This window comes from Nostoc sp. NMS9, from assembly GCF_017114995.1.
Lineage (GTDB): Bacteria > Cyanobacteriota > Cyanobacteriia > Cyanobacteriales > Nostocaceae > Nostoc.
This window is the reverse complement of sequence record NZ_JABXKL010000065.1, coordinates 1-10,545: the sequence shown is the minus strand read 5'-3', so window position 1 is coordinate 10,545 and position 10,545 is coordinate 1. Positions and strand designations below refer to the sequence as shown.

At 36.1% G+C, this 10,545-nt stretch carries 9 protein-coding genes; all 9 read right to left on the bottom strand.

What is annotated here, in order from left to right; translation table 11 throughout:
• Positions 1–396 precede the first annotated feature (396 nt).
• Positions 397–576 carry a hypothetical protein gene (locus HWQ40_RS19280; RefSeq protein WP_292780521.1) on the bottom strand — a complete coding sequence of 60 codons (180 nt, stop codon included), beginning with the start codon at positions 574–576 and terminating at the stop codon, positions 397–399.
• Between the two features lie 37 nt (positions 577–613).
• Positions 614–2,296 carry a GUN4 domain-containing protein gene (locus HWQ40_RS19275; RefSeq protein WP_292780519.1) on the bottom strand — a complete coding sequence of 561 codons (1,683 nt, stop codon included), beginning with the start codon at positions 2,294–2,296 and terminating at the stop codon, positions 614–616.
• A gap of 107 nt (positions 2,297–2,403) precedes the next feature.
• Positions 2,404–2,685, bottom strand: a complete 282-nt coding sequence (locus HWQ40_RS19270; protein WP_292780517.1) for a GNAT family N-acetyltransferase — start codon at positions 2,683–2,685, stop codon at positions 2,404–2,406.
• Positions 2,686–2,691: 6 nt separating this feature from the next.
• Positions 2,692–4,710 (bottom strand): ATP-binding cassette domain-containing protein, encoded by a 2,019-nt coding sequence (locus HWQ40_RS19265; RefSeq protein ID WP_292780514.1) that lies wholly within the window; start codon positions 4,708–4,710, stop codon positions 2,692–2,694.
• 314 nt (positions 4,711–5,024) lie between these two features.
• Positions 5,025–5,429 carry a hypothetical protein gene (locus HWQ40_RS19260; RefSeq protein WP_292780512.1) on the bottom strand — a complete coding sequence of 135 codons (405 nt, stop codon included), beginning with the start codon at positions 5,427–5,429 and terminating at the stop codon, positions 5,025–5,027.
• A 128-nt stretch (positions 5,430–5,557) separates the two neighbouring features.
• Positions 5,558–7,654 carry a patatin-like phospholipase family protein gene (locus tag HWQ40_RS19255; protein ID WP_292780509.1) on the bottom strand — a complete coding sequence of 699 codons (2,097 nt, stop codon included), beginning with the start codon at positions 7,652–7,654 and terminating at the stop codon, positions 5,558–5,560.
• 216 nt (positions 7,655–7,870) lie between these two features.
• Complete coding sequence (locus HWQ40_RS19250) at positions 7,871–8,848, bottom strand: MvdD family ATP-grasp ribosomal peptide maturase (protein ID WP_292780506.1); 978 nt, start codon at positions 8,846–8,848, stop codon at positions 7,871–7,873.
• Positions 8,849–8,920: 72 nt separating this feature from the next.
• Positions 8,921–9,913 carry an MvdC family ATP-grasp ribosomal peptide maturase gene (locus HWQ40_RS19245; protein ID WP_292780503.1) on the bottom strand — a complete coding sequence of 331 codons (993 nt, stop codon included), beginning with the start codon at positions 9,911–9,913 and terminating at the stop codon, positions 8,921–8,923.
• A gap of 265 nt (positions 9,914–10,178) precedes the next feature.
• Positions 10,179–10,313 carry a microviridin/marinostatin family tricyclic proteinase inhibitor gene (locus HWQ40_RS19240; protein WP_292780500.1) on the bottom strand — a complete coding sequence of 45 codons (135 nt, stop codon included), beginning with the start codon at positions 10,311–10,313 and terminating at the stop codon, positions 10,179–10,181.
• Between the last annotated feature and the right edge of the window lie 232 nt (positions 10,314–10,545).

Genomic DNA, 10,545 nt, shown 5'->3' with positions numbered 1-10,545 from the left:
TGTTTATTAAACTGGACTTAATTTATTACTTTAGCATAACAAGTAATGAAGAACCTTAATTTCAAGAAGTCTACTACCAAAATACGGGAACGTAAGAATTTGCACAGACTTGATATGTTACCTAGATTTGTTAAGTTAATATTACAAGAAGGTAAAAAGTATTAATTTATTTTTATACCAGCACTTATCTGATTTTTATTACTTATTATAAACTTTAATTGATTAATTTCAATAAACTCATAATTCTCTGTTATAAATATAGAGTAGATGCTAGCTATCATATCTGCCAAATCTACTTTAGATAATATCAGTAATTGCAAATTGAAAAATGATTTAGGAACAGTTTTAACAATTAAACATAATCTTCTATCATTTACGTGCCATACACCAGTAAATTTATTTATTACCCGTGATAAATTCGCTGGTTTTAGATAAAAGAAACGTTTGAATTCTAGTTTGCTCATAAGTCATATTATCTTTAAATTCAATAGAAATTTTTTCCCAATTTGTATTAAAACGCCATTTTCCAAAAAGTAAAATTTCTATTTCTGTATCTGACAAATTCATATTATTCATTTGCTTTCTCCCTATTATTAAATAATGTGCGATTGACTCATGGTAAAGTTTCATGACAAGTTTTAGCACGAGTAAAAAATAAATGCATCTGCCATACTAGCCAAGATCCAACTCGCCAAGCTGCCATTGACAGGGGGGTTGTAGATGAATGGGGGGATATGTCTAATATATTTTGGTCATAATGTAACCATTTAACTGGTAGATGTCCCATCGGTGTCATCGGGGATAATTTAAAAGTTAGTTGGTCGTAATTTAACCAATTTCCCTCTTTTCGCCAACCCAGGCGATCGCCAAGTCTTTTTTCTGTTTCATAATCTATTTGACCGCCTATTTCGTTCCAAATACTTTGCTGAACACTAAAGCCAAAGTAACCATGACTGTATTGTTGCCAAAGTTGATCAATTTTATGAAAAGCTTGACATGAAAAGTTAAGAATATCTTCTTTATAAACTTCATTCCAATCATTTTTACCCATGACTTGTAGTATTAATTTAGCTGTTTCAATATCAGCTTCTTGCCACTTATACTGTGTAAGAAGATTTTGCAATTTACTGTAATCAATATTCCAATTATTTTTAAATTTTGTTGCAAACTTAATATCATTATTAGGTTGTTCCGCCAATTCTGTTTTTTCGATAAAATCCTGAGAATAAGAAGAAACAATATCTGTTTCTTCTATCCCTAGCACTTTCTTTTGAGCAACCAGTTGAGTAGACATATAATTAGATATTAGGTAAATCGCTTGATTTAAAGTTATCTCATCTTTACTTAAATCAAAGTCATGAACCTGTAAATCTAATAATTTTGACTGAAAAAAAGCATCTTGCAGTCTATCTTTTTTATCATAACTTGCCACTAATAAATTGAGGATGTCATGAGACATATTACTAGTATCTTGTATCGTTAATAAATTACCTTGAGAATTTAGAGTACTACTTGCTAAATTTTGAATTTCTCCTACAATTGCGTAAAAATCTGCATCTACTTTTACTACATCATCTATTAAAGATTGAAACGGACTAAAGTAATCTTGTAGAGACTTTTCTAGATTAATTGCTGTTTCAGCTATTTTTGCGATTTCTTGACGAATTTTTGTAGCTCTGACTTGGTATTCATAAATTTCTTGATACACCTCTATATCTTTAAGTATTTTCTGAATAGCTTGCTTTTGATTTTTGGTATCTTCTGCTAAATTTTTAATTCCTTCACTGAGTAGTTTTACTTTTTCTAATATTAAAAAGTTAGTATTACTTAACAACAAAATAGATTTTAAATTTTCTTCTTCTTCCCATTTTAACTTGTCAATTATTTGAGAATCTTTATTATTCTTTATCTCTAGCTTACTTCTTTCTTGATTTACTTTTCTAATTTCATAATATTTTTGGTTAAACAGATTTTTCCAGTCATCTATAAATTTTAATAAAAAATTTTGATAACTATTTTTATAATTTTCCAAAAAATCCAGAAGTTGAGTATAATCTGTAATTAATAATTTAACCTTTGCTAAGGTTTCTCCTTGACTAATTTCTTTTTTCCATTTGATTATTCCCCAAAAATAAGAATAATATTTAGTACCTTCTTTAATTAAGCTTTGGCATTTTCTAATTTTTCTTTGAAGTTTTTTTAGTTTGGGATTTTTTAAGGTAGGAAATTTGTAATATTTTTCATAAATCGTAATAGATTTATAAGTAACTAATTGTTTTTGCTTTCTAGTTAGCATCACTTATTTTGAAATATACAAATAGTTACTAAACTCTTATTCATTTCAACGCCTGAAGATTTTTGTAATTACATTAGGTCAAACTATTCTTTTTAAAGCAGACAAAATTACTTTACCGTAGCTGTTTTGCATAATTTCCATACCAGCATTTTATCTCGTGATTCTACAAGCTGTATTCCGATTTTTTCTAGGACTCGCTTTGAACTTATATTATCGCGATCGCATCCAGCAGTCACGCTTTGCACATTAGGTTGAGATAACACCCAATCTACCACAGCTTTCGTAGCTTCAGACGCGTATCCCTGTTGTCGATATGATGGCGCTATGTAATAGCCAATTTCAAGGGAACCGCGATGTAAACCCGTGCTATTTAAGATGACTTTAAGCATATAGGCTTAATCTATTACCCATTTCAATACCTCCGGGTTTTTGTTATAGCGGTAGGTTACACCATCCTTAGTAGTCACAGACTTTTCTTGACTAGCTTTGGTTCTGATAGTAGTAAGAGAATAATCTGTTAATGTCTGAAGCTCTTTATGAGAAAGTCCTATAATTGTGGCTATTGCTGCTGATTCTAGTTTTATTTTGAGTTCATTTTTCGGGTAAATATCTATCGTAATTTGCTCCTTTTGTGATGGATTAACAGCAATTCCTTTTTGCAATTGATAATCTGGCATAGAAACAAGTTGCCAATTAGATCCTTGTGAAAGTTCTAACACCCATTGATGATAATTAAATAAGCTTTCTCTATGTCCAACACTGATAAAAGTTGTTTTCGTTGATTGTAACTGTTGATATAAATTACCTTCGTTATTTAAATCTAAAGCACTCGTTGCTTCATCTAAGATAGTGAAACTAGGATGTGTAATTAATAGCCGCGCAAAAGCGAGGCGTTGTTGTTCTCCTAAAGACAATATATTTTCCCAAGGAACTTCTGTATCAAAGCCGTCTACACGGCTAAGTAAGTGTTGCAGGTTAACTTGTTGCAAAATGTGTTCAAGTTCGCGATCGCTCATTTTCCTCTCTGTGTGAGGATAGAGCAATTGTTCGCGCAAAGTCCCTAAAATGATATAAGGTCGTTGCGGTAAGAATAATACTTCTTTTAGGGGAGGACGCACTAGACGACCAGTTCCCGCATTCCATAAACCAGCGATCGCTCTCAATAAAGAACTTTTACCCCTACCACTAGGGCCAACAATCAATAACCCTTCGCCTGGCCCAACAGCAACTGACAAATTTTCAACAATCACCTGTTCATAATTTGGCGTTTGTAAAGTGACATTCTCAAAAGCTAAACGTTCTTCTTCTAGAATTTGAATAGTACTGACGTTCTCTGGTTGTTTACTAGCAGCCTGTAGCGCATCTGAAAACTCTGCTAAACGCTTTACATAGCCAGAAAATCGCCCTGAAATCCTAAACTCGGCTATTAGTTCTCCTAAAGCATTAGAAAACATAAAGCAAGCAAAACTAGCTTGGTTAATTTGTCCATAATCAATTTGATCTTGAAGAAATAAAGGTGTAAGAATGAACATCGAGAATACGCTAATGGCAGACTGATATGCTCTACCAAAAGCGTCTTGTCCTCTCTCTAAACTCAGCCTGCGTTCAGCAGTTTTTAAAACATTATTAAATCGGCGCTGAATTATATTTAATTCTTCATCTTCTCCCTGAAAAAAAGCGATTGATTCAGCGTGATTACGAACATGAGTTAAGCAATAGGCAAAATCTGCTTTAAATGCAAGTTCTTCTTGGTTAACTTTATTTATTCTTTGATTCAAGTAAACAGCTATTAAATTACCTACAATTGTATAAATAACTAAATAAATTGCGATTTGTGAAGAAACTGTCCAGAGAATTATCAAAGAACTTCCCATTTCTAAAGATTTTTCTAGTAAAGAAGATGAGAATCTCAAGCCAATACTAGTAATGGGTTCTATTTCTTGAGATAAGCGTTGATCTGGATTATCTATATCAGATTTAAAATTTATTTTATAATAAGCTTGATTGCTTAAATATTTTTCTAAAACATGATTATTTAGCCATTTGTACCAGTCAAGAATTATTTTTTTTCTGACATATCTCAAAAGAGTTACTAATAATACCATCCCTACGATAATGAGACTGGAAAGCCATAAAGTACTATTATATTTATCAAGGTCTCTCTGTTCAATAACAATATCAATTACATAGCGATTCCAGTAACTATTTGCAGCATTTGCACTGACAATTACGACTATTAATAATACTAAGAGAATGAGCATTCCCCATGAGCGAATCACATCTGAAAATGCTCTTCCTTCTGCTTTTGTTGGATACCAATAAGGTTGAGCAACTACTTTCACATCCTGCCAAAATTGAATCAAGGCTGAAAAAGGATTTGTTGTGTTTTGCTCACGCACAGATGGAGTTTGCATATTCTAAAAATGTAGCCGTTACTAATTACACTAGGAATTTTGAAATGGCCTTTGAGAATTAAGTTAGACTCAGAGGTCATTTTTCCTTTTAGAGAATGTCTGAAAACTTTTATGGTGTTGTATTTGAGATTTGTAGATCCCCCTAAATTCCCCTTTTTAAGGAGGAATTTAATTAAATTTCCCCCCTTTTTAAGGGGAGCCAGCGCTGTGAGTGGGTTTCCCGACTTGTACCCCTACGGGGAAGCAAGCTACGCTGTCAGTGTTAAGGCAGGGTAGCGACTGGCGTGGGGCTAGGGGGGATCAAATCGAATGCACTAGGTCAATGGTTCTTCATCAACAATTTCGACTGTTCTCGGAAAAGGGCCTTGGTCAGGCTCAGTAACGACTACTGGGCTAATATGATGTTTCAGTTTGAGTTTTAACTCATCTGAAATGGGCAATTCTTGAATTTCTTTGAGAAGAAATCTGACAGATTCAGTTTTGCTACGTTCTGTATAGATGAGCTTGAGAACGTTTTCAATTCCAAATCCCGCTATATATTCCCCTAAAATACCTACCAGCCCAAGCAAGCCTAAACCTCCTAAGAGGCCTAAAGGCCCGCCCAGCGATGAAAGCATAGTGACAACGGCGGCGACACTACCCCCTGATGCAGCCGTTGCTATCACGAAAAGTATGCCAGGAAGGCCTAAACCGGAAATTTTTTTGACGAGTTCATCCATTGTACTTACCTACAATCCTTATAAAGTGAAAACATGACTAAGAGAGTCATTACTAATTTCTTTTGTGAAGAAATTAAAAATCTTACATCTTGCACCAACTAACTGGTGCAAGATATAAAAAATCTGATTTATCCCAACAAAAGACTACACAATTCATCGATTTGTTGACTTTTTTGAGATATTAATCGATGGGCTATAGCTTGTAGCTGACGAGTATTTTGGAGTTTGGTATTATCTATTTCTTCTAGTTCACTATCTAACAATGTTTGAAAACGATAATAAAAACTTTTAGCTTCTTTATCACTAGGTTCAAACAACTGTTCTAATTCTCCAGCTACCACTTCACTACCACCGTCAAACACAATATTTAAAAGTGGTCTTCCCCATTGCAAAAGTCCCCAATTTTTGACTTCTTTATAAGGGTAGACACTCGTCAGCGAACCTGTACCTAAAGAAACTACTAAAATATCTTCTGTATTGAGGACTTTTTGTGCTTTTTGTTTACTACTAATTTGTGCTTCTAAAATAGCTAAATGGGCTGGGTTATTAGCAAATACTCCACCATCGATTAAAGTATAGGCGATGCCGCTATTGTGGGGGTTTACAATCCGATGAGGAGCAAAATAAGTCGGAGTGGCACTAGTTGCCAATGCTGCATCTAGAAGCGAAAAACCCCCACATAACTTCTGAAAATTCTTAGATTCTATTTGCTGTTTTTCTAGTTTGTTTGTAAAAAATATCGGAATTCGCTGCTCGATATCGTAACTCGTTACAAAAACTTCTTTAAGATTATTTTCTAGAGGCGCGTTACCAAAATATTGCCTGAAAATTTCTTCTCTGCTTTCGGAAGGATATTTTGGCTGGAGAAATATATCCTCTAATGGGCCAAGTAGTCTTTCAAACAACGGCTCATAAAATATTTCTACCCCATACTCAAGAAATAACTGTAGGAGATCCTCCGCAGTGTATTCAGCTACTGGCAAGTTATCAGATACATCGGAACTTAATCGGGGTTTAGTTAGTCCAAGTGCTAAAATTCCGCCGCTGGAAGTGCCAGTAATTAAATCAAACAAACTGAATATAGGTTTTTGTGTCCGCCTTTCAATTTCTGCTAGGAGTAATGCAGGAATAATGCCCCGAATACCGCCTCCATCAATGGAAAGTATTTTATATTTGGGACGGGCTTTTGTATTCATAGTTTCTGGCGATTCCTCCTGAATTAATATTTGTGCTTGTTGGATATTGACGGGATCTTCAGTTTGGTCTGTTTTGGTTTCCTCGTCATGGGCCCCGAGAGCGATCGCGGTTGGAATAATCTCGGATTCTTCGCTGTTTATTTCTGTCTGTTGAATTTCCTTTGGTTGGTTTTCGTCGTTGCTTACTAACGATACCGTTGCTGCTAATAAATTTGTAGTTAGTGGTGAGATATTTTCTTCAGGAATAACTGCTATCTCAGTTTGGATGTCTTCTTGAATATTTTCTTGATTGGATGATTCTGCTGCAAATGGAACTGGATTTGATGATTGTGTTGCGAATGGAATTTCTGCTAAAGTCCAAATAGGATTACCACGAAAATTTCCTTGATAAGACTTTCCAGTTTGGTTTTTGACAGTTGTACCTTGCCCTTCGTCTAATTTCCAGTAAGCCACTAATCCTGATTCATCTCCGACTATTAGCCCACAACGATGAGTCTGAATTTGTGCTTGAGTACAGGGATAATTCCAAACACTAATGTTTGCTAATTGTCCTTTGAAGTATACCTGTTTATGTAACGTTGCTCCCAGAGTTATAGAACTTGTTGCTTTGTTTAAAGATGAACCTCTAAGAGAATCGTTGTATTCATGAGCGTCAAGATATACGGCTAGTTGACCATTATTAAAAGCAATAGCAAAAAAGTGCCATTGTCCTATAGTTAGTTCTCCTTGCCCGAATGTTTTGATACCCTTGCTAACACTTTCATCAATGTAGACATCCAGGCTTCCTGTTTCACTGATGCCGAATTCAAAATTATCGCTGTATCTCTCTGAAGAACGGGCAAAAAATACATTGCGCGTCCCGTAACTAGTGGCTTTATTTGTTAGTTCATGTGGATTTACCCATCCTGAAACCGTAAAAGCTGAACTCCCTTGAGCGAAAACGCCGCCAATATCGTTTCTGCCAAAATCTATATAATCATTTACCCCATCAAATGTTAAAACTGTTTGTGTATTTACTAGGTTTATCACAAGGATTTAATCTCCAAATATCAATAATCCGTAATTTAAAATAAGGAATTTAATATCAACAAAGTTAATAGGAAAATCTCATTAACAACTTTCAAAGTGGTAGGGGATGTAGACGCGGTAGCAGCTACTTTTCTCTACAGGACGCTACTGCAAACGTGTTTTTCAACTGAGTACCTATAGGATAGAAGACAAGAAAAATACACAAAGCTCAATCCCCTAATTTTTATTAGTCAGTAATACTTCTGCGATCGCCTGCGAAATGGGGTAGTGTGGTGAATATATTTCCATCCAAAAAAATTCCCCGACTGGGTTAACTTCGAGGAATACATGCCGACCATCGGGGGTGACAATAATATCAATTGCTCCATAGTTTAAGCCAAAATAAGCCATCAGTTTGAGCAGTTTTTTCTCAATATCTTCTGGCAAGTCGTAGGGTTGCCAATTTTTGACTAAGGCTCTCCCCTCTTTGCGCCAGTCGTAAGTAGATCCTGACAAGCTTTGGGAATCTACTGCGGCAGTAAATACGCGGTGTCCGACAATAGTTGTCCGCAACTCCAGCGCCTTGGGCACATTTTCTTGAAAGGTCATCGGACAAAAACGCAGTCCTTCCATATTCTCCAGATCATCATTTGTAACTGGAGTGGTAAACACAACGTTTTCTCGCCCCTGCTGACCATAAATAGCAAAGGAAGAAAGCATCTTGGTAACTATACCTTGCTTACATTCTTGAGCAAATTGCTTGACTGCTTCTGGATTGTTTGAAGTCAGAGTACGTGGAGTTACAAGACCAACTTCTCGTGCAACTTGCAATTGTAGTTGCTTATTATTAGCCCGATCTACATTGGACATTTGATCAAAGTGAAATCCCTGAAGGCTGGCAATCATACCCCTGACAGTGGCGCGACATTCGTTAATTGACGCATCTCTGTATTGCTTGTCCATTGAGTCAGGGATTTTTTGCCCGTAGCGCATCCGCCGATACCAAACTGAGGACACCTCACTCAAATCTAGCTTCTGTTCGCCATCAGTAATAATTACCCGTTCAGTATCGCCGGAGTAAATATCTAGTTTGACTTCGGTGGGATATCTGTCTGTGTCAAACCGAAATGCTTTTTCTCCTCTATCCTCAATTTCTTTGATGACTAGAGGAATGCTTTCGTTGTCTTTACTAAACGTGACTATTAATACGGTCATAAAAAGTATGAAGTGTGAAGTATGTAGACACCCTTTGGGTGGCTTGCCGCAGGCTAGTATTAAATTTCTTAATCATTCATTCTTTCTTTGAAGTAGGGCATCTGCGATCGCACTTGCAATGGGTAATTCTAAATCCTTTTCCAGCATTCCCCACTCCCCTACAGGGTTGATTTCCAAAAAGACGTATTCGCCTGATGGTGTGACGATGAAATCTAACGCTCCAAACAACAGCCCAAATTTCCCCATAAAGGCTTTGAGACGATGAATTACTTCATCAGGAAGTTGGTGATGTTGCCATGCGCCAACCTCAACACCAGGTTTACGCCAATCAACTTTGGCTGCTGCATACATATCTGCATTTAGCGCCCCCACAAATACATTACCATTCACATACACTACCCGTAATTCCTGTTGCTTTGGAATTTGCTCTTGAAAAACCATTGGGCAATAGCGCAGTGACTCGGCATCTTGTAAGTCTTCTTCCTTGACGATGCTGGTGTACAGAAAAAACGAGGAGTTAGCTTCCATACTGCGGGAAAGAACAGTTAAGAGCTTGCTCACCATTTTGCCCTTGACTTGCTGAAAAAACTCTCGTGCTGCTTGGGCTTTGTTGGTGACAAGAGTCTGGGGAATAACAAAACCTACTTCAGACGCAATCCGTAGTTGACGCAGCTTGTTACTTGCATAATCTATCCGCTCTAAATTATCTACCCATGTAGCTCCCTTGAGGCTGTCCCAAAAACCATCTAAAGTTGCTTGTGATTCTCTAACGCAAGCTTCTCGGAACTTTGGCGCTAATTCTTGACTCAGTTGTGGTTCCCAAATGCGGCGTAACCAAACAGCTTGCACCTGCTCTGTGCTGATAGAGTGGTTGTTACATTCTATAGTGTGGTAGCTTTTAGACTTATCAAAATGTGCTGTTAATTGCACTTCTAGAGGAAATTTATCAGTATCTAGACGAAATGGTTGCACCCCTTTTTTTGATAAGGCTTTTGCCACTCTATCTATTGTGAAGAAATCACCACTGTGGGTGATTAATAAAACAACATCATGAGACAGATGCATAAAATATATTTTCTTTGATAATTTTTAGGAGGTAGCTATTAATGAATAGCAAAAGAATTGCTTTCTATAACCTAAATTTTTGAAGAATTTAGGGGTCTAAAAAAAGCAATCACCTCCATGTTATGGATAAGGTAATATGAAAGCGATCGCGTCGTTAAGAGTAGTTTTTAGTTATTTGATAATTGCTACTCCCTTAAATTCGGATGAAGCCAATTACAAGGTATCTTCCCGATCAGAAAGGTACTTTCAGATGCAGAAAACTAAATTATTTGTCTTCCAAATCTGAAGGAAACTTGTAAGTCCAAGGAACATCTGTTCCTTCAGTAGCTTGCTCTTCCAAGAAACGCGCAAAGAATGGTACCGCTCCGGCATCCACTGTTTTGACTGTGTTTGTAGGCATAGAGTTTTCCTTAAAGGAAATTATTTTTGCAACTAAAGATATATCATTAATTAAATATATGTTCAAGGTCAGTTAAGACAGTTAAGAAGTAATTATTCTAAGAAAGTTAAGAAAGTTAAGAAAGTTAAGCGAATAAATAAGAAAAAATTATTTAATAATTATCAATATTAAGTAATCACTCCCGGTTCGCCCATTTTTTCAGAAGTTAGATAAAAGTGAGCAAAAGCGTAAA

Bases quoted from the DNA above. Each gene is read 5' to 3' on its own strand.
- HWQ40_RS19265 (WP_292780514.1), bottom strand. From the start codon at position 4,710: ATGCAAACTCCATCTGTGCGTGAGCAAAACACAACAAATCCTTTTTCA.
- HWQ40_RS19275 (WP_292780519.1), bottom strand. From the start codon at position 2,296: ATGCTAACTAGAAAGCAAAAACAATTAGTTACTTATAAATCTATTACG.
- HWQ40_RS19245 (WP_292780503.1), bottom strand. From the start codon at position 9,913: ATGCATCTGTCTCATGATGTTGTTTTATTAATCACCCACAGTGGTGAT.
- HWQ40_RS19250 (WP_292780506.1), bottom strand. From the start codon at position 8,848: ATGACCGTATTAATAGTCACGTTTAGTAAAGACAACGAAAGCATTCCT.
- HWQ40_RS19280 (WP_292780521.1), bottom strand. From the start codon at position 576: ATGAATAATATGAATTTGTCAGATACAGAAATAGAAATTTTACTTTTT.
- HWQ40_RS19240 (WP_292780500.1), bottom strand. From the start codon at position 10,313: ATGCCTACAAACACAGTCAAAACAGTGGATGCCGGAGCGGTACCATTC.
- HWQ40_RS19270 (WP_292780517.1), bottom strand. From the start codon at position 2,685: ATGCTTAAAGTCATCTTAAATAGCACGGGTTTACATCGCGGTTCCCTT.
- HWQ40_RS19260 (WP_292780512.1), bottom strand. From the start codon at position 5,429: ATGGATGAACTCGTCAAAAAAATTTCCGGTTTAGGCCTTCCTGGCATA.